The 25,028-nt window shown below is 71.2% G+C and carries 21 protein-coding genes; 15 read left to right on the top strand and 6 right to left on the bottom strand.

Features of this window, described 5'->3' with window-relative positions; translation table 11 throughout:
• Nucleotides 1-329 precede the first annotated feature (329 nt).
• Nucleotides 330-2,087 carry an ABC transporter ATP-binding protein gene (locus ACFWBT_RS27215; RefSeq protein WP_385705086.1) on the top strand — a complete coding sequence of 586 codons (1,758 nt, stop codon included), beginning with the start codon at nucleotides 330-332 and terminating at the stop codon, nucleotides 2,085-2,087.
• A 42-nt stretch (nucleotides 2,088-2,129) separates the two neighbouring features.
• Here the strand turns inward: ACFWBT_RS27215 and ACFWBT_RS27220 are convergent, their stop codons facing one another.
• On the bottom strand, nucleotides 2,130-3,266 hold the full coding sequence (locus tag ACFWBT_RS27220) for a Fic family protein (RefSeq protein WP_385705087.1): 1,137 nt from the start codon (nucleotides 3,264-3,266) through the stop codon (nucleotides 2,130-2,132).
• Nucleotides 3,267-3,360: 94 nt separating this feature from the next.
• On the opposite strand from ACFWBT_RS27220, the gene ACFWBT_RS27225 reads away from it, so the two are divergent.
• From ACFWBT_RS27225 to ACFWBT_RS27285, 13 genes are all read left to right on the top strand, one after another.
• Complete coding sequence (locus ACFWBT_RS27225) at nucleotides 3,361-3,498, top strand: hypothetical protein (RefSeq protein WP_385705088.1); 138 nt, start codon at nucleotides 3,361-3,363, stop codon at nucleotides 3,496-3,498.
• 204 nt (nucleotides 3,499-3,702) lie between these two features.
• Nucleotides 3,703-4,371, top strand: a complete 669-nt coding sequence (locus ACFWBT_RS27230) for a DUF4097 family beta strand repeat-containing protein (protein WP_385705090.1) — start codon at nucleotides 3,703-3,705, stop codon at nucleotides 4,369-4,371.
• A 354-nt stretch (nucleotides 4,372-4,725) separates the two neighbouring features.
• The gene (locus ACFWBT_RS27235) at nucleotides 4,726-5,502 is read left to right on the top strand and encodes an alpha/beta fold hydrolase (RefSeq protein WP_385705092.1); all 777 of its coding nucleotides are present in this window, start codon (nucleotides 4,726-4,728) and stop codon (nucleotides 5,500-5,502) included.
• A 105-nt stretch (nucleotides 5,503-5,607) separates the two neighbouring features.
• Nucleotides 5,608-6,168, top strand: coding sequence for an adenylyl-sulfate kinase (gene cysC, locus ACFWBT_RS27240; protein WP_385705116.1), 561 nt, complete (start codon nucleotides 5,608-5,610; stop codon nucleotides 6,166-6,168).
• Nucleotides 6,168-7,103, top strand: a complete 936-nt coding sequence (gene cysD, locus ACFWBT_RS27245) for a sulfate adenylyltransferase subunit CysD (protein WP_385705094.1) — start codon at nucleotides 6,168-6,170, stop codon at nucleotides 7,101-7,103. Before cysC ends, cysD begins: the two co-directional genes overlap by 1 nt.
• Nucleotides 7,104-7,105: 2 nt before the next feature.
• The gene (locus ACFWBT_RS27250) at nucleotides 7,106-8,434 is read left to right on the top strand and encodes a sulfate adenylyltransferase subunit 1 (protein WP_385705096.1); all 1,329 of its coding nucleotides are present in this window, start codon (nucleotides 7,106-7,108) and stop codon (nucleotides 8,432-8,434) included.
• 27 nt (nucleotides 8,435-8,461) lie between these two features.
• Entirely contained in the window at nucleotides 8,462-11,167 is a 2,706-nt protein-coding gene (locus ACFWBT_RS27255; RefSeq protein ID WP_385705098.1) for an FAD/NAD(P)-binding protein, read from the top strand.
• 1,033 nt (nucleotides 11,168-12,200) lie between these two features.
• On the top strand, nucleotides 12,201-12,527 hold the full coding sequence (locus tag ACFWBT_RS27260) for a TcmI family type II polyketide cyclase (RefSeq protein WP_266766217.1): 327 nt from the start codon (nucleotides 12,201-12,203) through the stop codon (nucleotides 12,525-12,527).
• Nucleotides 12,524-13,798 carry a beta-ketoacyl-[acyl-carrier-protein] synthase family protein gene (locus ACFWBT_RS27265; protein ID WP_385705100.1) on the top strand — a complete coding sequence of 425 codons (1,275 nt, stop codon included), beginning with the start codon at nucleotides 12,524-12,526 and terminating at the stop codon, nucleotides 13,796-13,798. Before ACFWBT_RS27260 ends, ACFWBT_RS27265 begins: the two co-directional genes overlap by 4 nt.
• The gene (locus tag ACFWBT_RS27270; RefSeq protein WP_385705102.1) at nucleotides 13,795-15,009 is read left to right on the top strand and encodes a ketosynthase chain-length factor; all 1,215 of its coding nucleotides are present in this window, start codon (nucleotides 13,795-13,797) and stop codon (nucleotides 15,007-15,009) included. The genes ACFWBT_RS27265 and ACFWBT_RS27270 overlap by 4 nt, the downstream gene beginning before the upstream one ends.
• A 342-nt stretch (nucleotides 15,010-15,351) precedes the next feature.
• Nucleotides 15,352-17,130, top strand: a complete 1,779-nt coding sequence (locus ACFWBT_RS27275; protein WP_385705103.1) for an ABC transporter ATP-binding protein — start codon at nucleotides 15,352-15,354, stop codon at nucleotides 17,128-17,130.
• A gap of 92 nt (nucleotides 17,131-17,222) precedes the next feature.
• On the top strand, nucleotides 17,223-19,163 hold the full coding sequence (locus ACFWBT_RS27280) for a multicopper oxidase domain-containing protein (protein WP_385705105.1): 1,941 nt from the start codon (nucleotides 17,223-17,225) through the stop codon (nucleotides 19,161-19,163).
• 238 nt (nucleotides 19,164-19,401) lie between these two features.
• Nucleotides 19,402-19,830, top strand: a complete 429-nt coding sequence (locus ACFWBT_RS27285) for a hypothetical protein (RefSeq protein ID WP_385705107.1) — start codon at nucleotides 19,402-19,404, stop codon at nucleotides 19,828-19,830.
• A 239-nt stretch (nucleotides 19,831-20,069) separates the two neighbouring features.
• Here ACFWBT_RS27285 and ACFWBT_RS27290 read toward each other — a convergent pair whose 3' ends face one another.
• From ACFWBT_RS27290 to ACFWBT_RS27310, 5 genes are all read right to left on the bottom strand, one after another.
• Nucleotides 20,070-20,528: a TIGR03618 family F420-dependent PPOX class oxidoreductase gene (locus ACFWBT_RS27290; RefSeq protein ID WP_385705109.1), complete on the bottom strand. Its 459-nt coding sequence runs from the start codon at nucleotides 20,526-20,528 to the stop codon at nucleotides 20,070-20,072.
• Between the two features lie 317 nt (nucleotides 20,529-20,845).
• Nucleotides 20,846-21,235 (bottom strand): hypothetical protein, encoded by a 390-nt coding sequence (locus ACFWBT_RS27295; RefSeq protein ID WP_385705110.1) that lies wholly within the window; start codon nucleotides 21,233-21,235, stop codon nucleotides 20,846-20,848.
• 212 nt (nucleotides 21,236-21,447) lie between these two features.
• On the bottom strand, nucleotides 21,448-21,849 hold the full coding sequence (locus ACFWBT_RS27300) for a GNAT family N-acetyltransferase (RefSeq protein ID WP_266766223.1): 402 nt from the start codon (nucleotides 21,847-21,849) through the stop codon (nucleotides 21,448-21,450).
• Nucleotides 21,833-23,104, bottom strand: a complete 1,272-nt coding sequence (purB, locus tag ACFWBT_RS27305) for an adenylosuccinate lyase (RefSeq protein WP_385705112.1) — start codon at nucleotides 23,102-23,104, stop codon at nucleotides 21,833-21,835. Before purB ends, ACFWBT_RS27300 begins: the two co-directional genes overlap by 17 nt.
• 70 nt (nucleotides 23,105-23,174) lie before the next feature.
• Nucleotides 23,175-23,438, bottom strand: coding sequence for a hypothetical protein (locus ACFWBT_RS27310; protein WP_385705118.1), 264 nt, complete (start codon nucleotides 23,436-23,438; stop codon nucleotides 23,175-23,177).
• 273 nt (nucleotides 23,439-23,711) lie between these two features.
• Between ACFWBT_RS27310 and ACFWBT_RS27315 the strand changes: the two genes are divergently transcribed.
• On the top strand, nucleotides 23,712-24,887 hold the full coding sequence (locus tag ACFWBT_RS27315; protein ID WP_385705114.1) for a glycosyltransferase: 1,176 nt from the start codon (nucleotides 23,712-23,714) through the stop codon (nucleotides 24,885-24,887).
• The last annotated feature ends 141 nt before the right edge of the window (nucleotides 24,888-25,028 follow it).

The following is a 25,028-nucleotide window of genomic DNA, read 5'->3' on the forward strand; positions in this document are numbered from 1 at the left end:
GCGGGCGGGGCCGCCGTCCGCGGCCCGGCCGGTCCCCCACCGTCCCCGCCCCGGTACACCGCGCTGACCGCTGACCGCTGACCGCTGACTGCACCGCACTGCCGCGGCGCCGATCCCCGTCCCGGTTCTGGTCCCGGCGTTGCCTCCCCCGGCCGACGTCCTCACCTCTCGGCTTTCCACCCCGACCCCCCGGGCCTCGGACCGGTCCCGGCCCTCCGTCCCGGAGCACCGGCCCGGCGCCCGGGCTCTCGCCCTCGACAACTCCCCCAGCTCCTCCGCCCGGTGCGCGCCGACGTGCGGCACCGCCTCGTCCACCAGAGAGGTTCCCCGTGGCCGACGAGCCCGCCCGCCCCGCCCGCACGGCAGGCCCGCTGCGGCTGCGCCGTGAACTGACCGCCGAGCCCGGCCGGCTCGCCGGTTCCCTGCTGCTCGCACTGGCCGCCACCGCCGCCACCCTCTCCATCCCCCTGCTGCTGCGGGACGTCATCACCGACTTCTCCGACCACCGCCCGCTGGGCGTCGACATCACACTGATGTGCGCGGCCGCCGCAGCCGGCGCCCTCGCCCAGGCCTTCTCCGGGTTCCTGCTCGCCCGCATCGGCGAGCGGATGGCCTACCGGCTGCGCATCAGGCTGATGGAGCACTCCCTGCGGCTGCCCCTGGCCGTCGTACGGACCCAGGGCACCGGTGAACTGGCCGCCCGGATCACCTCCGACGCCCTGCTGCTGCGTCAGATCGTCGACGTGGCGAGCCAGTTGCCGCTCGCCACCGTGACCATCGCGGCGACCCTGGCCGTGATGGTGTGGGTCGACTGGGTCCTCACCCTGGTCACGCTGCTCGCCCTGACCGGTCTCACCCTGATGGTGACGCTGGTCCTGCGCCGCATGCGGGCCAACGTGACCGGCCAGCAGGACGCCGTCGGCCACATCGCCCAGCGCTTCACCGCCGACCTGGAGGCCCTCACCACGATCAAGGCCAACCGGGCCGAGCCGGTGGCCACCCGGGCACTGGCCGCGGACGCGGAGAGGCTGCGCTCGGTCTCCCTGCAAGGGGCCCGCCTCGGCGCCCTGATCCCCGCCGTGCTCACCCTCGGCAACCAGCTGGCGATGATCGCCGTGATCCTCACCGGAGGCGCCCGGCTCGCCGCCGGTGACATCACCGCGGGCGCCTTCGCCGCGTTCCTCCTCTATCTGCTGCAGGCCATCCCCTCGGTCAACACGCTGGCCACCGGACTGGGCCGGCTCCAGTCCGGTCTGGCCGCCCGGGACCGCTGCAACGACCTGCTGCTCCTCGCGCCGGAGCACGACCCGCACGACGACGACAAACCCGCCCCCATCCCGCTGCCCGACGCGCCGGCCGTGGTCTTCGACTCCGTCTCCTACACGCACGCCGGGGCCGGCCGCGCCGCCTTGCGGCAGATCTCCTTCACCACCGCGCGTACCGGACTCACCGCGGTGGTGGGGCCTTCGGGAGCCGGCAAGTCCACCACCTTGAGTCTCATCGACCGGTTCATCCGGCCCTCCTGCGGCACGATCACCGTCCTGGGCCACGACACGCGGCACTGGCCGCTGGACGCGCTGCGCGCCCGCATCGCCTACGTCGACCAGGCGTTCACCCTGCTGGAGGGCACCGCCCGGGAGAACCTCCAGCTCGGCCGCACCACCCGCGTCGACGACCGCGAACTGGCCGCCGCCCTGGAGGCCGTGGGACTCACCGAGGACATCGCCCGCCTCCCCCAGGGCCTGGACACCCTGCTGGGCCGCGAATCGGACCTCTCCGGCGGTCAGCGCCAGCGCATGGCACTGGCGCGCGCCCTGCTCTCCGACGCCGACATCGTGCTGCTGGACGAACCCACCAGCCAGCTCGACGGCCTCAACGAGCAGCGGTTCCGCGCCGTCGTGGAGACCCTCGCACAGACACGCGCCGTCATCGTCGTCGCGCACCGCCTCTCCACCGTCCGGCACGCCCAGCACGTGATCATGCTGAACGAGGGCACCGTCGTCGACACCGGCGACCACCCCGCCCTCCTCGAACGCTGTACCCCCTACCGCCGGCTGGTCGCGAGCCAGGCGGCCACCGGGCACTGATGCCGATCAGCTCGAAGCGGTGAACTGACTTGGCGCGGTCTCTCAGGAGCGGTAGGGATGTGTCAGCGACATAGGGGTTTGTGCGATGTCGATGGCGTCCTGGGGGAAGTGCCGGCCTGCGGTGTAGTAGCGGGCCCTTGTGCGGCCAACAGGCTGGAGAATGTCGGCGGTTGTGAGCTCGCGCAGGTCGCGTTGAGCCTGCTGGAGGCTGAGGGCCTCGGCGTGCTGGTAGCGGGCGCGGCGTACCCGTCCGGCCATGGCGACGTCATGGAGCGCTGTGACGGTGCGTTCGTCGAGGCCGCCGCGGTCGGCGAAGTCGGCGAGGGCGTTCCAGACGCGTCCCGAACGGGCAAGGCGGGCTTGCACCGTCTGAGCCTGCTGGTGGTACGCGGTGAGGTTGAAGCGGATCCAGGCGGAGACATCTTGATCGGGACGGTAGTTGCTGCCGCGGTCATTGAGTTCGCGGTAGTACTCCCAGGTGTTGCCCGGTCGTCCCAGCCAGCTTTCGATGGAGGAGAACTCGGGTGCGAGGACAGACTCCCGGGCGATCATGAGGGTTTGCAGGGAACGGGACATACGACCGTTGCCGTCGGCCCAGGGGTGGATGGAGACCAGGTGCAGGTGGGCCATCGCGGCCCGTACCAGGGCGTGCGTTTCGTCGGTCTCGTTGAGCCAGTCGACGAGTTCCTGCATCAGGTCGGGGACGAGCTGGGCATCGGGGGCGGTGTAGGCGGCGATGCTGGGATCGCGGGCGTCGGTGACGTAGACGGGGCCCTTGCGCCACTGGCCCGCCGGTCGGCGGTTGCCGTGCCGGTGCCCCTGCAGCATCCAGTGCAGGCCATTGAGCAGACCCTTGCTGTAGGAGAAGTCCTCGGCGTCGTGGAGGGTTTGGATGTACGTCATCATCCGCTGGTAGGCAAGGGTCTCCTCCCGGTTCTCCTCCGAGACGTCGACCTCGCTCTCACCTTCCATGAGGTCCTCGACGTCGACGGTTGCCACCTTGAAGCCCTCGATGGAATTCGAGGCAGCCACAGCATCCGCGGTCAGGAACTTCCGCAGGCCGGCCGTCCCCTTCGTCGACGAGGTCCGCACGCTGTGCCTCAACGTCTCGCGCATCCGGTCGATCTGGTCGAGGACCTGGCGATCCGTCGCGGTGAGATCCGGCGTAGGGAAGAGCATCACCGAACGATATAATGACGCAATCATTGCGTCAAGCGCGGAGGCGCGAGCCGGGCGGCCACCTGGCACTGAACCCGCCCTGTGGGGCAGGTTCTTGCGCCGCCCCGCGATGGAAGGCGTCGCCGTCGCCCATCAGCTCGAAGCCCTCCGGCCCGGCCCGCAGGCCCTGTGCGCCGCGGCCATCGGGGTGCCGACCGCACCGGTGGTGGCCTCCTCGGCGCGCCCGGCATAGCGTTCACTCTCACCCATTGCAATGAATGGCGACAGGGGTGTTGCATTGCCCTTCAAATCATTGCAACGATTTCCCTCAATTCACCTGCAGGAATGAGCTTTTGATGCAGCAAGCTTGTTGGCGGATCCGTGAATGCAACGTAGCGTTTCTCTCATCGGAAACAGCGGGCCACGGAGGTCCGCACCGCAGACGAAGGAGAGCACGATGCAGAAGTTCGACACCCCCGCCCCCGTGAACGCCGTCCTGGACATCCCCGCCGGGCGCATCCGGTTCATCGCCGCCGACCGGGACGACACCACCGTCGAGGTCCTGCCCGCGGACGCCGCCAAGGGCCGCGACGTGAAGGCGGCGCAGCAGATCACGGTCGCGTACGAGGACGGCGTCCTGCGCGTCGAGGCCGCGCCGGCGAAGAGCCGGGTCCTCGGCGACTCCGGGTCCGTCGAGGTCACCGTCCAGCTGCCCGCCGGCTCCCGCGTCGAGGCGAGGGCGGCCCTCGCCGAACTCCGCGGCGTGGGACGGCTCGGCGACGTCGTCTTCGAGGGCGCGCAGGGCTCGGTCAAGCTCGACGAGACCGCGGGCGCCCGCCTGACTCTCCGGTCCGGCGACGTCTCGGTCGGCCGCCTCTGCGGATCCGCGCAGATCAGCACGCAGCAGGGGGACCTGCACATCGCCGAGGCGGTGCAGGGCGCGGTCACCCTGCGCACCGGGGCCGGTGAGATCTCGGTCGGTACCGCCCGCGGGGTCTCCGCCTCCCTGGACGCCGGCACCGCCTACGGCCGGATCAGCAACACCCTCAAGAACGCCGGCGGCACCGCCGGCGTGAACATCCACGCGAGCACCGCCTACGGCGACATCACCGCACGCAGCCTGTGAGGCACCGTCTCGTCGTCCTGACGGGCGGCTGTGCGGTCCCGGCTCACGGCACCGGTCCGCCGGCCCCGTCACGGAGGGCGCCTGCGAGAGGGACCTCCTCGAAGAGGTTCTCTCCGGCGCCCTCCCGTCGTCCTGGGCATCGGACCGGTGCCCGGCCCGGACGGCCTCCCCGGCCCGAAGGCGCGCACCCGCCTGTCCTCGGGGACCGCGGTCCGGCACGCGACCCGTCGAACCCGGCTCACCCGAAGGTCATGGCTCCCGCGACCGGTCCTCGACCGGTGGTCCACCACGCCGCTCGAAAATCTCGACATGCGGTGAGGTGAGAGCACCTCCGTTCGGCGTGAGGAGTGCGTGATGCGCAAGGTCGTTTCCCGGGACGGCACGACGATCGCTTACGAGAAGACGGGTGAGGGCCCGCCGATCGTGCTGCTCAACGGCGCGTTCCGTGATCACACGATCTTCGACGCGCTCGTTCCCGAGCTGGCGCCGCACTGCACCACCTATGTCTACGACCGCCGCGGGCGCGGCGAGAGCGGTGACTCCCCCGCGTACGCCGTCCAGCGGGAGGTCGAGGACCTGGAGGCGGTGATCGAGGAAGCCGGCGGCTCGGCCGTGGTGTTCGCCGGGTCCACGGGCGCCAACCTCGCACTCGAGGCGGCCCTGGGCGGCGTACCGATCACGAGGCTGGCGCTGCACGAGCCGTTCTTCCGCGTCGGTCAGTTCCCCAAGCCGCCGTGGAACATCACCAAGACGCTCCGGGTGCTCCTGGAGGAGGACCGGCGCGAGGAGGCCGTGGAGTACTTCCTCGGCAGCTTCCTGGGGCTGACGCCCGACACCGTCGCGGAGTGGCGCCGGGGCCCGATCTGGGCGGTGAACGAGGCGAACGCCCACACCCTCGTCTACGACACCGCGATCTGCGGCGACTACAGCGTCCCGGCCGGCCGGCTCGCCGGGTACCGGACGCCGGCCCTGGTCCTCAACAGCGACCACACCAGCGACTGGCTGCGTGCCGCGGCGCAGGCGACCGCGGCGGCCCTGCCCGAGGGCCGGGGCCTCGAACTGCCCGGTTCCTGGCACCGGATCGACATGGACGTACTGGGCCGCGCCCTGGCCGAGTTCGCCACCTCCTGACGGGACCGGCATCCGTCTTCGACAGTTCGCCGTCCGTGTTCCCATCTCACTTTCGGGAGAGCAAACGTGAGCACAGCTGACGCCCCGGCCGCCGAGGTCACCGCGGTGGCCCTGTCCGCGGACGGTCCCGGTGAGCGCGGTGCCACCGTGTGGCTGACCGGGCTGCCCAGCGCGGGCAAGACCACCCTGGCCCGTGCCCTGGCCCAGCGCCTGCGTGCCGCCGGGCGCAGGGTCGAGGTCCTCGACGGTGACGAGGTCCGCGCGCACCTGTCCCGGGGGCTGGGGTTCAGCCGGGAGGACCGGCACACGAATGTGACGCGGATCGGGTTCGTGGCGCAGAAGCTGGCCTCTCACGGTGTGCTGGTGCTGGCGCCGGTCATCGCGCCGTACGCCGCCTCGCGTGCCGCCGTACGGCAGCAGCATGCCGCCGGTGACACCGGGTTCCTGGAGGTCCATGTCGCCACACCCGTCGGGCTGTGCTGCGAGCGGGACGTGAAGGGCCTGTACGCGCGGCAGGCCGCGGGGGAGATCTCGGGGCTGACCGGCGTGGACGACCCGTACGAGGCGCCGGCGGACCCGGAGTTGCGTATTCAGACACGGCACCGGTCGGTGGCCGAGTCCGCCGCCGAGCTGCATGCCTTCCTGGCCGAGAGGGGTCTTGTGTGATGCCCGCGAACCAGCCTGTGGCCGAGGTGGAGAAGGACGCCTTCGCGCTGTCGCATCTGGACGTGCTGGAGGCGGAGGCGGTGCACGTCCTGCGGGAGGTGGCCGGTGAGTTCGAGCGGCCGGTGATCCTGTTCTCCGGCGGCAAGGACTCCATCGTCATGCTGCACCTGGCGCTGAAGGCCTTCTGGCCGGCGCCGGTTCCCTTCGTGCTGCTGCATGTCGACACCGGGCACAATTTTCCCGAGGTGATCGAGCACCGCGACCGCGTGGTCGCGGCGCACGGTCTGCGGCTGCATGTCGCCCGTGTCCAGGACTTCATCGACGACGGCCGGCTGCGGGAGCGCCCGGACGGCACCCGCAACCCGCTGCAGACGGTGCCGCTGCTGGACGCCATCGACTCGCACCGTTTCGACGCGGTGTTCGGCGGGGGCCGCCGGGACGAGGAGAAGGCCCGCGCCAAGGAGCGCGTCTTCTCGGTGCGCGACGAGTTCGGTGCCTGGGATCCGCGCCGCCAGCGCCCCGAGCTGTGGTCGCTGTACAACGGCCGGCACGCGCCCGGCGAGCATGTGCGGGTCTTCCCGCTGTCCAACTGGACCGAGCTTGATGTGTGGCAGTACATCGAGCGCGAGGACATCGACCTGCCGGAGATCTACTACGCCCACAAGCGCCAGGTGTTCGACCGGGGCGGCATGTGGCTGGCCGCCGGCGACTGGGGCGGCCCGCGGGGAGACGAACGCTCCCAGTGGCGGCTGGTGCGCTACCGCACGGTCGGCGACATGTCCTGCACCGGCGCCGTCGACTCCGACGCCGCCACGAACGCGGACATCATCGCCGAGATCGCCGCCAGTGCGGTGACCGAGCGGGGTGCGACCCGCGCCGACGACCGGCTGTCCGAGGCCGCCATGGAGGACCGCAAGCGCGAGGGGTACTTCTAGCCATGACCACCGCTTCCCGGGCCGCCGCCACCTCGCTGCTGCGCTTCGCCACCGCCGGATCCGTCGACGACGGCAAGTCCACCCTGGTGGGCCGGCTGCTGCACGACTCCAAATCGGTGCTCGCCGACCAGCTGGCGGCCGTCGAGCGCGCCTCGGCGAACCGCGGGCAGGACGCGCCCGATCTGGCGCTGCTGACCGACGGCCTGCGCGCCGAGCGCGAGCAGGGCATCACCATCGACGTCGCCTACCGCTACTTCGCCACCGCCCGGCGGCGGTTCGTCCTCGCCGACACCCCCGGGCATGTGCAGTACACCCGCAACATGGTCACCGGCGCCTCCACCGCCGAACTCGCCGTCGTCCTGGTCGACGCCCGCAACGGAGTGGTGGAGCAGACCCGCCGCCATGCGGCCGTCGCCGCGCTGCTGCGCGTCCCGCACGTGGTGCTGGCCGTCAACAAGATGGACCTCGTCGCCTACGAGGAGTCCGTCTTCGCCGCCATCGCCGCCCAGTTCACCTCCTACGCGGCCGGCCTGGGCATCGGGCGCGTCGTGGTGGTCCCGGTCTCCGCGCTGGCCGGGGACAACGTGGTCCAGCCCTCCGCCCGGATGGCCTGGTACGGCGGGCCGACCCTGCTGGAGCACCTGGAGAGCGTCCCGGTCGCCGACGACCCGGGCCGGGACCCGGCACGCTTCCCGGTCCAGTACGTGATCCGCCCCCACCGCGGCGAGCATCGCGACTACCGCGGCTACGCGGGCCAGTTGGCGTCCGGAGTGCTGCGGGTCGGGGACCGGGTGAGCGTGCTGCCGTCCGGGCGCACCAGCACCATCGCGGCCATCGACGTGCTCGGCGAGGAGCGGCAGACCGCCTGGGCGCCCCAGTCGGTGACCGTGCGCCTGGCCGACGACCTCGACGTCTCGCGCGGTGACCTGATCGCGGCCCGGGGCGCGGCCCCGCGGCTCACCCGGGAAGTCGGGGCGTACGTCTGCCATCTCAGCGAGCGTGAGCTGCGCACCGGCGCCAGGGTGCTGCTCAAGCACACCACCCGCACGGTCCGCGCGGTGGTCGAGGACATCTCGTACCGGATCGACATCGACACGCTGCGACAGCGCCGCGGCGTGACGTCCTTGAAGGTCAACGACATCGGCCATGTGGTGCTGCGCACCGCCGAGCCGCTGGCCCTGGACGCGTACACCGCCAACCGCCGCACCGGCTCGTTCCTGCTGATCGACCCGGCCGACGGCACGACCCTCACCGCCGGCATGGCGGGCGAGGCCTTCGCGACCGCCGGCGAGGGGCCGCGACGAGAGGGGACGGGGTCCGATGCCCGCTGAAGCCCATCGCATCAGGGAGTGAGATCAATGAGCTGGAGTTCCGCCTCGCGCCGCATCGCCGTCGTGGGAGCCGGTGCGGCAGGGACGCTGACGGTGGTTCAGCTGCTGCGCCAGGCCGAGAAGGCCCGTCGGGCGGTCGAGATATGGCTGGTCGACCCGGCCGAGGCGGCCGGCCCCGGTGTCGCCTACGGAACCGGGGATCCGCGTCATCTGCTGAATGTGCCGGCCGGCAAGATGAGCGCCTTCCCCGACGATCCCGGGCACTTCCTGCGCTGGCTCACCGGCCGGCACCCGCACGCCGCCGCCGGTGACTTCGTGCCCCGCCAGGAGTACGGGCGGTATCTGGCCGAGGTCCTCGAGGACACCGTCCGGGAATGCCGGCGCGGGCGCCTGCACCGGGTGCGCGAGCGGGTCGTCGCCGCCCGCGAGCAGGGCGCCGGGACGGCGCTGCGGCTCGCGAGCGGGGACGAGCTGCGGGTGGACGCGGCGGTGCTCGCGCTGGGCAACTTCCGCCCGGGCCAGGACTGGGCCGGCACCGAACTGCGGGCGTCGGGGCACTTCGTCGCCGATCCCTGGGCGCCGGGCGCGCTGGACGCCCTGGCCTCGGCGGGCGACGTACTGCTGGTCGGCACCGGTCTGACCATGGCCGACGTGGCCCTCACACTGGCCCGTGCGGACCGGGTGGTGCACGCGGTGTCCCGGCACGGACTGGTCCCCCAGGAACATCTGGCCGACCCCGCCCCGCCCGCCGAGCCGCCGCGCCTGGACGGCTCGCACGGGCTGGACACGCTGCGCCGGGACGTGCGCCGCCACCTGGCCGCGACCCGGCGGGCCTGCGGCGACTGGCGGCCCGGCATGGACGGGCTGCGCGCGGTCACGGCGGGACTGTGGCAGCAGCTGTCGGCGGCCGACCGGGCACGCTTCCTCACCGAGGACCTGCGGGCCTGGGAGGTGCACCGGCACCGCATCGCGCCCGGGACGGCGGCCACGATCCGCGCGCTGCGGGCCTCGGGCCGGCTGCTCACCGGCGCCGCGGAGGTGGTCTACGCGGTGCCGCACCACGGCGCGGTGGTGGTGCGGCTGAGCGACGGCCGGACGCTGCGGGTCGGCGCGGTCGTCAACTGCACCGGGGCGCAGACCGACCTGCGGCGCACGGGCGATCCGCTGGTGCGCTGCGTACTGGAGCGCGGCTACGCCCGCACCGGCCCCGCCGGCCTGGGATTCGACACCTTGGGCGACGGACGGCTGCTGCCCGCGGACGGCGCCCCGGCGCTGCGGCTGTGGACGATCGGGGCCGCGCGGCGCGGGAACCTGCTGGAGAGCACGGCGATCCCGGAGATCCGCGGGCAGGCCGCACAGGTCGCCGACCGGGTGCTGTCGGCGCTCGCCGGGCGCCGGGTGTCCGGGCCGCGGGACCGCTACGGCCTGCGGCTGAGCACGGGTGCCGAGGCGGCACGGCTGTACGGGCAGGCGCTGGAGCGGATTCTGGCGGGCCGCACCGGCGCGGCGGCACTGCTGGGCGAGGCGGTCCACGCCGATCCGGGGTTCGCCGTCGGTCATGCGGCGCTGGCGCTGCTCGGCCACGAGTGCGGGGGCACGGTGGACGTGCCCGCGGCGCTCGCGTCCGCCCACCGGGCCGCGTCCCGCCGCGCGGACGAGCGGGAGCGGAGCCTGGTGGCGGCGGTGGACGCCCGGCTGCGCGGCACCGAGGAGCAGGGCAAGGCGGCGCTGCTGGGTCATATCGCCGCCCATCCGCGCGACGCGCTGGCGGTGAGCGCGGCGGTGCCGACCGTCTCCTTCAACGGTGTCACCGGCGCCGAGGAGGCCTGGGCGCTGATCGAGGGGCTGTCCGGCGTCTACGGGCAGGACTGGTGGTATCTGGGGCAGCTGGCCTTCGTCCGCCAGGAGCAGGAGCGCTGGCAGGAGGCCGACGCACTGGCCGTGCGGGCGCTGGCCGCGCACCCCGCGGCCGGCCATGCCGTCCACGCCCGGGCGCACGTCTTCTACGAGACCGGTGAGCACCGTGCGGGTCTGGCCTGGCTGGAGGAGTGGATGGGCCGGCACGGGGCCGGGGCGGGCCACCGTTCCCATCTGTCCTGGCATGCCGCGCTGCACGAACTGACCCTGGAGGACCGTTCGGCGCTGCTGCGCCGCTACGACCGGGAGCTGGTGGCCTCGCAGGTCAGCGGAGGGCGGCTGCTGGTCGACTCGGCCTCGTTGCTGTGGCGGGCGCGGATGACGGGCAGCTGGAGCGGCCGGCTGCCGCTCGCGGAGCTGCTGGAGGCGGCACCCCGGGACTGGCTGGAGGCGCCCCCGACCGGGTTCGCCGCCCTGCACGCCGCGCTGGCCTGGGCCGCGGCCGGTGACCTCGAAGGGCTGGGGCGGCTGCGGGCGCACGCGCTGGCGGACGGCCGGGAGGTGTTCGCGCTGGTGATCGCGCCGTTGTGCGACGCGCTGGCGGCCGTGGTCCGCCGCAACTGGCCCCAGGCGGTGCTGCGGCTGGGGCCGTTGCTGCCTCTGGTCGCCCGGGTGGGTGCCAGCAGGGCGCAGCACGAGGTGGTGGAGGAGACCCTGCTGTACGCCCTGGTCTCGGGGGGTGCGTACGAGCGGGCGGCGGGGCTGCTCGCGGCCCGGCTGGACCGGCGTCCCTCGCCGCTCGACCGGCGGCGGCTGGACGCGCTGGGCGGTCGGCCCGCGCCGCGCGACCGGGCAACGGTGCTGTCGGCCCGGTGAGTTGACGCTTCCCGCTTGAATCCTCCCCCAGCTAAAGCAGGGGGATTCCTGGCTCACGCTGCCTGCGGGTCAACCGGCCCGACAGGTCTTCCGCGATCAGCACCAGCCGGGTTGAAACCAGCCCGGTTTGATACAGCAAAGCTTGGAAGTGCATGTGCTGTCTTGGCTCTCGATCAGCACGGTGTGCGCGCTTGGTTCTCGCACCGCACGGCGTGCAGCTTACCCCGACGGGATTTCGCCCTGGGGGCGAAATCCCGTTTCCTGCCCTGCTCCGCAGGAGTCCGATTCCTCCCCGGCCTGAAGGCCGAGGCATCCTCGGAGGAACCCGGTGAGGCGAGGGTACGTCGCGCCGACCTGCCCGGCGGCGCGGGGCGGCGAACACCGGTCTGTCACCACCGAGCGCGGCGGCCCGTACGACCGGCGGGTGCACGGCGGTTGGGTGTGCGGCGGTCTCGTACGACCGGCGGGTGCACGGCAGTTGGGTGTGCGGCGGCCCCGTACGACCGGCGGGCACACGGCAGTTGGTGTGCGGCGGTCTCGTATGGCAGCCGGGGGGTTCGTGCCGGCTGTCTGGGCGGGGCAGCAGCGGTAGAGGGGGCGGCTCTTGCGGGGAGCCGCCCTCTCTTGTTTTGCCTGGGTCGGCGCGAAATGCGGCCGTCCGTTTTCTCGGGGTGCGCTCGAGAACGGCGCGAGCGGAACTTCACATTCCTTCCAGCGGCATTCGACGCGTTGCCGGTTTCCTCTTGAGGAGGGCCACCCAAGGTGGCAGCAGATGGTTTCCCGGCGAAGTGGAGATTGACATGCGGGCGAGGCGCAGGTCCGCCATGAGATCCATAGGGAAGAGCTTCGGCGAGGGCCTGATGTGGATGGGGTTCGCGTGGAATGCCATGTATCCGCCGCCCGGTTGGGCGGATCCCGGGCTCCCTTTCACTGAACAGCCTTGCCTGCCGCCTTTGTCGGAGGAGGAGCTCGCCGAATGGACGGCACTGGTCAAGTATCTGTAGGCGCGGCACATCCTCGAGGAGGCGGTCGAGTGCACAGCAATCTGATAGTGGCCAAAATGGATTCTCGTTCGAGTGCCGATGTGGCTCGGCTTTTCGGCGCTTTCGACGAGACCGACATGCCGCATCGCATGGGGACCCGGCGACGTCAGCTCTTCATGTTCAACGGTCTGTACTTCCATCTTCAGGACTTCGACGACGACAACGGCGGGGAGCTGATCGAGCAGGCGAAGGCCGATCCGCGGTTCGTGCGGATCAGCCAGGACCTCAAGCCGTTCATCGACGCCTACGACCCGGCCACCTGGCGCTCCCCCGCGGACGCCATGGCGCGCAGGTTCTACACCTGGGAGTCGGCGTGAGCGGCCGGCGGGTGGTCGTCACCGGGGTCGGGGTGGCGGCTCCCGGGGGAATCGGGGCCAAGAACTTCTGGAGTCTGCTGAGCGAGGGCCGGACGGCGACCCGGGCCATCACGTTCTTCGACCCGTCGCCGTTCCGGTCCCGGGTCGCGGCCGAGATCGACTTCGATCCCTTCGAGCACGGGCTCGGTCCGCAGGAGATCCGGCGCACCGACCGGGCCGCGCAGTTCGCCCTGGTGACGGCCCGTGAGGCGCTCGGGAACAGCGGGCTGGACCTGCAGGGCTTCGCGCCCCATCGCATCGGGGTGGCCGTCGGCAGCGCCGTGGGCGCGACCATGGGGCTCGACGAGGAGTACCGGGTCGTCAGTGATGGCGGCCGGCTCGATCTCGTCGACCACGCGTACGCCGTCCCGCATCTGTACAACTACTTCGTGCCGAGTTCGTTCGCCGCCGAGGTCGCCTGGGCGGTCGGCGCGGAGGGGCCCTCGACGGTGGTGTCCACGGGCTGCACCTCGGGCATCGACGCGGTCGGCTACGCGGCCGAACTGATCCGCGACGGCTCGGCCGAGGTGATGATCACCGGTGCCGCGGACGCCCCGATCTCGCCGATCACGATGGCGTGTTTCGACGCGATCAAGGCGACCACGCCGCGCAACGACGACCCCGAGCACGCCTCGCGGCCCTTCGACCGCACCCGCAACGGGTTCGTGCTGGGCGAGGGCGCGGCGATGTTCGTCCTGGAGGAGCGGGAGGCCGCGCTGCGGCGCGGTGCCCACGTGTACGCCGAGGTCGCCGGATACGCCTCGCGCTGCAACGCCTTCCACATGACGGGCCTGCGTCCCGACGGCAAGGAGATGGCCGAGGCCATCCGCTCGGCGCTGGACGAGGCGCGGATCGATCCGGGCGCGGTCGACTACGTCAACGCGCACGGCTCGGGGACGAAGCAGAACGACCGGCACGAGACGAGCGCCGTCAAGCGCAGCCTCGGCGAGCACGCCCGCCACATCCCCATGAGCTCGATCAAGTCGATGGTGGGCCATTCGCTGGGGGCGATCGGCTCAATCGAGATCGCCGCCTGCGTCCTGGCGATGGAGAACAACGTGGTGCCGCCGACGGCGAACCTGCACGATCCCGACCCCGAATGCGACCTCGACTACGTGCCGTTGACCGCACGCGACTGGCGCACCGACACGGTGCTGACGGTCGGCAGCGGTTTCGGCGGCTTCCAGAGCGCGATGGTCCTCGCCCGACCGGACAGGAAGACAGTCGCATGAGTTCCCAGGTGGTGGTGACCGGCATCGGCATCATGTCCCCCAACGGCTGCGGCGTGGAGGACTACTGGGACGCCACCCGCGCGTCCAAGAGCGGTATCGGCCGCATCACGCGGTTCGATCCGGAGAGCTACCCGTCCAAACTGGCCGGGCAGATCGACGGGTTCACGGTCGAGGACCATCTGCCCAGCCGGCTCGTCCCGCAGACCGACCGGATGACCCAGCTGGCCCTCGTCGGCGCCGACCACGCCCTGTCCGACGCCGAGGTGAGCACGCGGGAGGCGAACACCCTGGGCATGGGCGTGATGACCGCCAGCACCTGCGGCGGCTTCGAGTTCGGCCAGGACCAGCTGCAGAACCTGTGGAGCAAGGGCAGCCAGTACGTCAGCGCCTACCAGTCCTTCGCCTGGTTCTACGCCGTCAACACCGGCCAGATCTCCATCCGCAACGGCCTGCGCGGCCCCAGCGGCGTGGTGGTCTCCGACCAGGCGGGCGGCCTGGACGCCCTCGCGCACGCGCGCCGTCTGGTCCGCAAGGGCAGCGATCTGATCCTTTCCGGCGGGGTCGACGCCGCCATCTGCCCCTGGGGGTGGGCGGCCCAGCTCACCACCGGGAAACTGAGCCGCGAGGAGCGCCCCGAGCGGGCCTACCTCCCCTTCGACGCCGACGCGAGCGGATACGTGCCCGGTGAGGGCGGAGCCCTGCTGATCCTCGAGGACGCCGACGCCGCCCGCCGGCGCGGGGCCGCCCGGATCTACGGCGAGATCAGCGGCTACGGATCCACGTTCGACCCGCGTCCGGGCAGCGGGCGCGAGCCCGCGCTGCGCAAGGCCGTCGAGATCGCGCTGGACGACGCGGGCCTGTCGCCCGGCCAGATCGACGTCGTCTTCGCCGACGCGGCCGGCGTCCCCGAGCTCGACCGGACCGAGGCGGACGCGATCACCGCGGTCTTCGGGCCCCGGGCGGTCCCCGTCACCGCGCCCAAGACCATGACGGGACGGCTCGGTTCGGGCGCGGCCCCGCTGGATGTGGCCACCGCCCTGCTGGCCATGCGGGACGGGGTGATCCCGCCGACGGCGAACGTCACGCCCGCCCCCGGCTACGGCCTCGACCTGGTCACCGCGCCGCGGCACACCCCCGTGTCCACGGCGCTCGTCCTGGCGCGCGGCCACGGCGGCTTCAACTCCGCCCTGGTCCTGCGCTCCACCGACTGAGACCTCACCGAAGACAAGGAGACCAGTTGAATCCTCCCCCAGCTGAAGCAGGGGGATTTCTGGCACACGCCGCTCGATTGCTCAGCAAGCAATCGAGTCCAACACGATCAACACCAGCCGGGTTGAGACCAGCCCGGGTTCCAGAAGTCTGGAGGTTGCTGTGCCGGCTTGGTTCTCGCTCGGCACGTCGCACGTGCTTGGTTCTCGCAACGCGCGGCGTGCAGCTTACCCGATCGGACGAGCGGTCTTTCGCCCTGGCGACGAAACCCCGTTCCTTGCCCTGCTCCGTAGGAGTCCGATTCCTCCCCGGCCTGAAGTCCGGGGCGTCCTCGGAGGAATCAGGTGACCACCACCAGGTCGGGCACGGTTCAACCGCCCGTGCAGAAGCGGCGCATCCTCGGGCTGTTCCGCCCCTACCGCAAGAACCTGCTGTTCGTCGCGTTCCTGGTCGCGGGCTCGTCCCTGGTCTCCCTCGTCAACCCGTTCCTGATCCGCGCGATCATGGACGTGGCGCTGCCGCAGGGCCGGACCGGTCTGCTGTCGCTGCTGGCCCTCGGCATGATCGTCGTGTCGATCGCCACCAGTTCGTTCAACGTCTGGCAGACCCATGTCTCGGCCAGGGTCGGCCAGCTCGTCATGCACGATCTGCGCACCGGGGTGTACGCGCACCTGCAGCGCATGTCGCTGGCGTTCTTCACCCGCACCCGCACCGGCGAGGTGCAGTCCCGCATCGCCCACGACATCGGCGGGATGCAGGTCACCGTGACGACCACCGCCACCGCGCTGGTCTCCGACCTGACGATCGTCATCGCCACGACCACCGCCATGACGCTGCTCGACTGGCGGCTGACGATCGCCTCCCTGGTGATGCTCCCGGCGTTCGTGTGGGTGAGCCGCCATGTCGGGGACGAGCGCCGCGCCATCACCCGTGACCGGCAGCGCCAGTTCGCCGACCTGTCCTCGATGGTGCAGGAGTCGCTGTCGGTCAGCGGGATCATGCTCGGCCACACCATGGGCCGTTCCCGCTCGCTGACCGACACCTTCGCCGCGCAGTCCCGCAAGCTCACCGCCATCGAGGTCCGCGCGAGCACGGCGGGCCTGTGGTACCAGTCGACGATCTGGATCGTGATGGCCTCCATGCCCGCGGTCATCTACTGGGTCGCGGGACTGACCGCGCACGGCGGGCGCATGGCCATCTCGCTGGGCTCCCTGGTCGCCTTCACCACCTTGCAGCAGACCCTGTTCCGGCCGGCGCAGCGGCTGCTGACCATCGGGCTGGACATCCAGAGCTCGCTGGAACTGTTCGCCCGTATCTTCGAGTACCTCGACCTGCCCGTCGACGTCGCCGAGCCGCGGCACCCCGTCGTCCCGGCCGCCCTGTGGGGCGACGTGCGCCTGCGGGGGGTCGGCTTCTCCTACGCGGGGGCCGGGCGGCCGACGCTGGAGGGGGTCGACGTGAGCGTGCCCGCCGGGCACAGCCTGGCGATCGTCGGGGAGACCGGCTCGGGCAAGACCACCCTGAGCTATCTCGTGCCGCGGCTGTACGACGCGACGGCCGGCACCGTCACCATCGACGGCATCGACGTGCGCGACCTGTCCTTCGACACGCTGGCCGCCGCGGTCGGCGTCGTCTCCCAGGAGACCTACCTCTTCCACGCCACGGTCGCCGACAACCTCCGCTTCGCCAAGCCCGACGCGAGCGACGAGGAACTCGTCGCGGCCGCGAGGATCGCGCACATCCACGACTATCTGATGTCGCTGCCCGACGGCTACGACACGGTGGTCGGCGAACGCGGCTACCGCTTCTCCGGCGGGGAGAAGCAGCGCCTGGCCATCGCCCGGGCCATCCTGCGCGACCCGCCCGTGCTGGTCCTCGACGAGGCCACCAGCGCCCTGGACACCCATACCGAGCAGGCCGTCCAGAAGGCCATCGACGCGGCGAGCGAGGGCCGCACCACCATCACCGTCGCCCACCGCCTGTCGACCATCCGCGACGCCGACGAGATCATCGTGCTGGAGCAGGGCCGCATCACCGAGCGCGGCACCCACGACGAACTGCTCGCCCTCGGCGGCCGCTACGCCGCACTGGTCCACCGGGACACGGAGATGGCCGCCCTCTAGAGCGGGCCGGCCGCGCTGTAAAGCGGGCCGGCAGGCCTGTGCTGGAGCGGAGTTCGAGCTTCTATGGAGCGGCCGTCCCTAACGTCGCGGGGATGGAGACTGCATCTGCCGGTATACCGGAGCGGCCCCAGGGGCCCGGAGTCAACCGCCGTACGCTGCTGCGGGGCGGAGCCGTCGCGGGCCTGGGCGCCCTGGTGGGATCCGCGCCCGTGTTCGCCGCGCCCGTCGGCGCGGCCCCCGGCGGCCCCGAGCCGTCGGCGGCCGGACTGGGGCTGACCAAGTTCACCGACCCGCTGCGGATACCGCCGGTGCTGCGCCCGCGCGAGCGCGGCGACCACGACGAGCTGACCGTGCGCATGCGCACCGCCGACATCACCGTGCACTCGCAGCTCCCGCCGGTGCGGATGTGGACGTACGAGGGCGCCTACCCCGGTCCGACGATCGAGACGGTCCGCGGCCGGCGGCTGCGGGTGGCGTGGGAGAACCGTCTGACCGGCACGCTGCCGGTCACCGCCGTCGACTTCGGCCTGGCCACCGGCCCCTCCCCCGACCCGCTGTCCAACTACCCCGGCACGCAGGGCTGCCAGGAGGTGTCCGGGGTGGCCGGCCTGGAGCCCTGGGCCGCGGTGCACCTGCACGGCATGCTGACCGGCGGCGGCAACGACGGCTGGATGGAGAACCTGCTGGCACCCGGCGACGTCCAGCTGTCGGCGTACCCGAACGACCAGGCCGCCACCACGCTCTGGTACCACGACCACACCCACCACGTGAGCCGCTTCAGCGTGTTCGCGGGCCTGGCGGGCCTGTTCATCTCCCGCAACGCGGAGGAACGGGCCCTGGACCTGCCGAGCGGCCGGCACGAGGTGCCGCTGGTCCTCAGCGACCGCAACTTCGACACGGACGCCTCGGGCGCGCCGACCGGCCGGCTGCTGCACAAGGTGGAGATGGTCGGCGCGCAGCGCCTCATGCGCCCGCACGCGGGCCCCTACACCCTGGTCAACGGGGTGATCTGGCCTCATCTGGAGGTCGACCCGCGCTGGTACCGGTTCCGGATCGTCAACACCGCGAACTCCCGGATCTACCGGCTGATGCTGCTGGCGGACGGACGGCCCGTGGCCGGGGCGCTGAAGGTGATCGGGACCGACCAGGGGCTGCTCGGCGAGCCGCTCGCGGTCGAGGGGGCGCTCAACCTCTCCCCCGGCGAACGCGCCGACGTCCTGGTCGACTTCCGGGCGTTGCGCGGGCAGACCCTCAAGCTGGTCAACACGTTGCAGGGCATCACGCCGGGTGAGTCCAACAAGCGCAACGACCTGCTGGAACCCGATGTGATGCAGTTCCGTGTCGCCGACCGCAGGCCCTCGGCCAAGTTCACGCTGCCCGAGGTCCTCTCCCCCACCTTCACCCGGGTCGGCCACCACGACCTGCCGCACGACCGGGCCCCGCGGTGGGTGGTGCTGGTCGGCCCCGGCACGCAGAACATGCCCGAGCTGTGGGAGATGGAGGAGACCGACGCGCAGGACATCACCCTGCCCGCCGCCGGGATCGTCCAGGTCAAGGACGCCGACGGCACGCTCACCACACTGCGCAGGACGGCGATGGCCTACGACGACGGCGCGACGTTCACCGCGGCGCACGAGGGCGTGGAGATCTGGAAGTACCTCAACCTCGCCGCCTCCCCCCACCCCATGCACATCCACCTGGCGCACTTCCAGGTGCTGTCCCGCGAGAACTACGACATCACCGGGTTCGACCGGGTCACCCGCGGCTCGGCCAGGCCGATCGCGTTCAAGGCGGCGGCCGAACTGGAGGCGCACGAACTCGGCGAGAAGGACACGATCCGGGTGGGGACGGCCGGTCAGATCACCCCCGGCCCCAACGGCACCCCGGGCGAACTGGTCACCGTGGCGGTCCGCTTCCCCGTCGTCGGCCGGGGCGTGCACCACTGCCACATGCTGGAGCACGAACAGCACATGGTCCGCCCCCTGGTGGTCAGCCCCGCCGCCCATCTGAACGCGGGGGGCCACCATCACTGACCGGGTGCTGCGGGCACGAGATGCCTCCCTGCGTGTCCGTGCGCAGAGCCGGTACCGACTGCCCGGGCCCGGAGAAGACCGGCCGCATCCGCAAGGGGCACCGACGAAATCGCTGACCTGTGGAACATCTGACCGTTAGCCTCGATGGCCCGTCCGGGGGGGGGCAGACTGCCCCGAACGGTGGCGCCAGCGACGGTGCAGCATTGCGATCATGAAATCGCCATGAGCCACTCATTACATGATCAGACATGCGATACGTGCGCTCTGCGTCGCCACCCTCGTGGCCGCTCCCCTCGCCCTGACCGCAACGCCTGCACAAGCCCTGACGTCATGTACGGTCAACGGCAGGCCCGTGTCCGGTACGACCGTCAGCGGTACTGCCGGCTCCGACTACATCAGCTGCGGCACCCTCGCCTTGGGCGACAGCGTCAACGGCTTGGGCGGCAGCGACTACATCGTCATCAACGGCATCGTTGCCGGCACCGTCGACGGCGGAGCCGGTGGCGACTCCATCACGGCCAACGCCGGTACCGCGGCGACCGGCAAGATCCTCGGCGGAGCCGACGGCGACTTCATCTCCGTCGGCCCGAACGCCGGCACCGTCGACGGCGGACTCGGGTCGGACTACTGCCGAGTCGCTTCCGGTAACCCCCCCATCAGCTGCTGACCAGCAGGGGCCTCGTCAAGCCAGCCAACTGCGACACTCAGAGTGGCCGGCAAGCGTGCCACAACACGCGGCGGCCACCCGGGCCCCGCTGCCCCCGCTCGGCGCATTCCGTCACCTCCGGAGCCGCATTTCGCCGGTTCCCCCGCAACCGCAGGACGCGCGGCTCCCGTAGCGGCCGGCCGACCGAGTTCGGCAGGGCCGGCCACCGCGAGCGCCACGCGGTGGAGTTTCAGCGGACCTTAGTCCTTGATGTCGAGCGCCGTTCCGTACATCCGGTCCACCTTCAGCCGGATGACCAGGCGGCGTTCGGCGACCAGCTGCCTCAGGAACGCATCCTCGTCTTGTGGCTCCGCGCCCTGCGGGATCATCCCGAGCAGTTCCCGCCCGACCGCGTCACCGGGAGTCGTCGTCACCTCGGAGACCCCGGCCTTGCCCTCGGCGACGGCGAACGACCACACGTCGTCGCCCCGCACATGCAGCGCGGCATGCGGGTCGTGCCGCAGGTGCTCGACCTTGACGCGGTCGGCTGTCGTCGAGAACCGCACGACGCGGCCGGCGGCATCCCAGCTGTAGAGCATGGTGGTCAGGTGGGGATGGCCGGTGCGTTTGACCGTGGCGAACGTACCGAACCGCTGCTCGCCGAGCAGCTTGGAGAGGGCTTCGTCGGACAGCGGGCGAGGAGCGGGACCTTGACTCATGCCCTCATCAACGTCCTTGGCCACACCAGTATTTCTGGCGTTCCGTCAGCCCGACCGCTCACTTTCGCGACAGACCCACAGCTTTCTGCAACACGCTTCACAAAGGGGGGTCGCCAGGCCCGCGGGCGGCTTGGACGGCGGCGTCCCGCCGCCGGGCCGCCTCGTGGAGCGCGGAGTCTGATGGCCTCTTCGACGCGCCCGGACTCCTGCAGGAGACTGGCGGTCGCCTCGGTCAGCCGTACCGCCCGCAGGCAAACGCGCCGGTGTCGTGGCCTGCTGGGCCGGAGGATGCCCGAGTGCGCCCTGTTCGTACGGGTCTACTGCCGTCCGCTGCCGAAGGCGCGACGCATGATGCCATCCTTCTTCTCGGGCGGCTGAGCGGGTGGAGCCTCCTTGGCGTAGACGAGTTCCGCGACCGTGACGCGCAAGAACTTGCTGGTGGTGAGGGCGCGATCGCGTTCCTTGTCCCACCGTTCCCGGGTCACCTCCACGAACCAGCCCGTCTCGGAGGCCCGAAAGACACGCCGCCCGCTGTCCTCGAGCTCCCAGTACCCCGGGCTCCAGGTGCGACAGATCTCCTCGGCCCGGGACAGTGCCGCCGCGCGGTCACCCTCGACGTGGTGTTTCTCCTGCAGCTCCCACGTTGTTTCTGATGGGTGGTCGGAGTTCGCTTCGACGAACACGTACCACTGTGCATCTGATGCCACGGAGTCCCCCTGCCCGAGCCCGAACTCTTTGCGATCTCCCAGCCGGTCTGGACGAGCCTATGTGCGACGGGCGCGGGCAGGTATCTCGCCGGGGAGTGCTTCACCCTCGGATCAGCCGAGCGTGCGCACCGCAGGGACGTCCTCGAACCGGTCCGTCGCACACGCGGGTGCCCGCGCCGGTGGGCCGGCGCGGGCACCCGGGGCGTCAGGGTTCAGGGGTTGAGGACCCAGGCGGAGGGGTGGGCGGTGAAGCCGATGTGCGGGTAGTAGTCGGCCGCGGCGGGCGCCGACAGCAGGACGATCTTGGCCTGGGGGGCCTCCTTGCGGGTCGCGTCGATGAGCTGCCGGCCGATGCCGGTGCGCTGGTAGGCGCGGACGACGGCGATGTCGGACAGGTAGGTCACGTAGGAGAAGTCCGAGACGCTGCGCGCGATGCCGACCAGTTCGCCGTCGACGCGGCAGGTGATGACCAGGTTGGCGCCGCGCACCATGGCGGCCATGCGCTGGGTGTCCTGGACGGGCCGGCGTTCGCCGAGGCCCGACTCCTCGTAGACCCGCAGCACGTCGGCGAGGTCGAGGTCGGATCCGTTCTCCCGCTCAATGCTCCAGCTCACGGAGGGTGTCCAATCGCTTGCGGATGACGTCGTGGTGGGTCAGGAAGCGCCCGGGTTCCAGCGGGCCGGTCTCGATGCCCTGGGACCTGAGGCCGGCGAGGAAGTCCTCGCCATTGGCGGCGTCCTGGATCGTGCGGTAGGTGCGCTCGCGCTCGCTGCCGGCCTCCAGCAGGTCCGCCAGGACGGCCGAGCTGTAGGCCAGTCCGCCGGTCGCGTCGATCGCGGTGCGCATCCGGTGGGGGAAGACCTGCAGTCCGCGTACGAGGTCGGTGGCCGCGCTCACCTGGTAGTGCGCGACGGTCAGCGCGTCCGGCAGGACGACCCGTTCGACGGAGGAGTGCGACAGGTCCCGCTCGTGCCACAGCGCCACGTTCTCCAGCATCGTCCCGGCGTATCCGCGCAGCAGCCTGGCCAGCCCGGTCAATCGCTCGCTCGTGGTCGGGTTGCGTTTGTGGGGCATGGCGCTGGAGCCCTGGTAGGCGGCGGTGCGGGGTTCTTCCACCTCGCGGACCTCGGTGCGCGACAGCAGCCGCATTTCGACGGCGATCTGCTCGACGCAGGCGCCGAGTGTCGCGACGGCCTGGACGAGCTGGGCGTGCCGGTCGCGGGCCACGACCTGGCTGGGTGCCTCTTCCACGCCCAGGCCCAGGGCCGCGCACACGTGTTCCTCGACGAAGGGGTCGATCAGGGCGTAGGTGCCGACGGAGCCGGAGATGGTTCCCACCGCGACCTGTTCGCGTGCGTCGGTCAGCCGGCGCACCGAGCGGTCGATCGCGAAGGCGAAGCCGGCGAGCTTGTGGCCGAAGGTGGTGGGCTCGGCGTGCATGCCGTGGGTGCGGCCGATGCACGCCGTGTCCCAGTGCTCGGACGCCTTGTCCACCAGGGCCCCGCGCAGCCGGCCGGCGGCGCCGGTCAGAAGGTCGCAGGCCCGGGCGAGGGTGTGCCCCAGGGCGGTGTCCACGAGGTCGTAGCTCGTCATGCCCAGGTGCACCCAGCGCGCGGAGTCGTCCGGCAGGTCCTCGCAGAAGGCGGCGAGGAAGGAGAGGATCTCGTGGTCGCGTTCGCGTTCGAGTTCCGCGACGCGTGCCGCCGCGGGCACCTGGGCCCGTCGGATGTCGGCGAGGGCGGCGTCGGGGACCCGGCCGAGCAGCGCCTGTGCCTCGGAGGCCAGCACCTCCACCCGGGCCCAGGTGGTGTAGCGGGCCTGGTCGGACCAGAGTTGGGCCATCTCCGGCAGGGCGTAGCGGGAAATCACGCCGTGGTACCTCCTCGTCGGGGGATCGGGTCACCGGGCGCACGGGGTGTGCGGGCCCGGTGCACCGGTCTCAGGCGGCCTTGCGGATGATCTCCACGGATCCGGAGTCCAGGAGGGTGCGGACGGCTTCCTCGCCGCCGGCGACGTCCAGGTCCATGTCGTGGAGGCGGTCGATGACGGACCGGATGACCTTGTCCGACTGCGTCTCCTTGGATCCCTCCCAGACCAGCTCGGGGAAGACGGTCAGATAGACCTTGTCGTTTCCCTGCGTGAAGATATTCACTTCCATGACGTCACGGAGCGCCATTCGGGCGTTGTAGATCAGCGTATTCATGGGTGCCACCGACTTTCGGTATCCGTTTTTCTGGGACTTCCTCGCCCACGTTCCGACATCATGATGGTCAGACACCGGGGGCCGCGCAATGTTCGATGTTGCCACGGCGAGGCCTCGGAACGGGGCCGGCATATGTCTTGTTCAACTGCGCAGAATCCGCAATTGAACGGTCTTGCCATTTGAGGATGTTTGACAGAGAAAGGGCGCGTTGCGGACCATCGGTGATGTTCGTCAATGCGTCAGGCCGCGTCCACGAAAAGCATCCGGAGTGCCATGAAAATCCTGTTCATAACCACGGGCAGCCAGGCCACCTACTATGCCGCTGCCCCGCTGGCGACGGCCGCGCGGAACGCGGGCCATCAGGTCATATTGGCCGCCCACGAGCCGTGGGTGGAAACCGCGGAGGCCATCGGACTTCCCACCTTCTGCTTCACCGTCGATCCGATCCGGCACTTCATGCGGATCACCAACCCGGGCAAGGGCCTGCGGTTCCCCAGGGAGCTGGGGGACCAGGAGATGTTCGGTCAGGGCCGCGGCTTCGCGCAGATGGGCCTGGCCGGGGTGAAGTCCCTGCTGGAGCTGGCCAAGGACTGGACCCCGGACGTGGTCGTCGGCAGCTCGCAGAGCTACGCGGCGATGCTGCTCGCCGCCCACCTCAAGGTCCCCTACGTGCGCCAGGTCGAGTACCTGGGCATCCCGCTCACCGGCATCGACCCCGGCGCCGAGGAGGAGCTGCGGCCCGAGCTGGAGCGCCTGGGCCTGGACGGGCTGCTCAAGCCCGATCTGCTGCTGGACTCGACGCCTCCGTCGTTGCGGCCGGCCCACGACCCCGCCGCGCAGTCGCTGCGCTGGATTCCGTCCAACCCGCAGCGCCGGCTGGAGCGCTGGATGTACACCCGTCCCGAGGGCCGCCGCCGCGTGCTGGTCACCTCGGGGTTCCGCAGCCTGATGTTCCGCGAGCCGGGCTGGTCCATGCCGCTGCTGGTGAGCGAGCTGGGCAAGCTGGGGGCCGAGGTGCTGATCGCGGCGTCCCCGGGCGCGGCCGAGCGGTTCGGCGAGCAGCTGGGCGACGCGCGGGTGGGCTGGATCCCGATCGATGTCGCCGCCGCCACCTGCGATCTGGCGGTCCATCACGGCGGCGCGACCACCGCCACGACGCTCATGGCCAACGGCGTGCCGCAGCTGATCATCCCGGAGAACCCGCCGGAGTTCCCGCCGAACTACCACCGCGAGGCCATCGCCAAGGCCATCAGCGGCTTCGGTGCCGGCAAGACGCTGTGGCCGCAGGCGCAGGAGCCCGACAAGGCGCCCGGCGAGGTCATCGCCGCGGCGTGCCGGGAGCTGCTGGAGAACCCGAGCTACACCGAGCGCACCCAGTTCCTCGCCAAGGAGATCTCGACGCTTCCCACGCCCGCCGAGATCGTGCCCCGGCTGGAGGCGCTGGTCTGACGGCGGGGCCGTCCGGCGGCCTGCGCGCCATCGCCCTGGGACCCCGGGGAGTTTCTACCCGGGCCCCGGGCGGGGGCTTATAAACAAAAACCAGCCCCCCAGACCAAAAATTAAAGCGGTAGGAGGCGTTGTGATGAAAAA

It is taken from the genome of Streptomyces sp. NPDC060027 (assembly GCF_042737005.1).
GTDB lineage: Bacteria > Actinomycetota > Actinomycetes > Streptomycetales > Streptomycetaceae > Streptomyces.

Coding starts and splice junctions, on each gene's coding strand:
- ACFWBT_RS27310 (WP_385705118.1), bottom strand. CDS start 23,438: ATGAATACGCTGATCTACAACGCCCGAATGGCGCTCCGTGACGTCATG.
- ACFWBT_RS27235 (WP_385705092.1), top strand. CDS start 4,726: ATGCGCAAGGTCGTTTCCCGGGACGGCACGACGATCGCTTACGAGAAG.
- ACFWBT_RS27280 (WP_385705105.1), top strand. CDS start 17,223: ATGGAGACTGCATCTGCCGGTATACCGGAGCGGCCCCAGGGGCCCGGA.
- cysD (WP_385705094.1), top strand. CDS start 6,168: ATGCCCGCGAACCAGCCTGTGGCCGAGGTGGAGAAGGACGCCTTCGCG.
- ACFWBT_RS27315 (WP_385705114.1), top strand. CDS start 23,712: ATGAAAATCCTGTTCATAACCACGGGCAGCCAGGCCACCTACTATGCC.
- ACFWBT_RS27230 (WP_385705090.1), top strand. CDS start 3,703: ATGCAGAAGTTCGACACCCCCGCCCCCGTGAACGCCGTCCTGGACATC.
- ACFWBT_RS27285 (WP_385705107.1), top strand. CDS start 19,402: ATGATCAGACATGCGATACGTGCGCTCTGCGTCGCCACCCTCGTGGCC.
- ACFWBT_RS27250 (WP_385705096.1), top strand. CDS start 7,106: ATGACCACCGCTTCCCGGGCCGCCGCCACCTCGCTGCTGCGCTTCGCC.
- ACFWBT_RS27220 (WP_385705087.1), bottom strand. CDS start 3,266: ATGCTCTTCCCTACGCCGGATCTCACCGCGACGGATCGCCAGGTCCTC.
- ACFWBT_RS27270 (WP_385705102.1), top strand. CDS start 13,795: ATGAGTTCCCAGGTGGTGGTGACCGGCATCGGCATCATGTCCCCCAAC.
- ACFWBT_RS27255 (WP_385705098.1), top strand. CDS start 8,462: ATGAGCTGGAGTTCCGCCTCGCGCCGCATCGCCGTCGTGGGAGCCGGT.
- ACFWBT_RS27290 (WP_385705109.1), bottom strand. CDS start 20,528: ATGAGTCAAGGTCCCGCTCCTCGCCCGCTGTCCGACGAAGCCCTCTCC.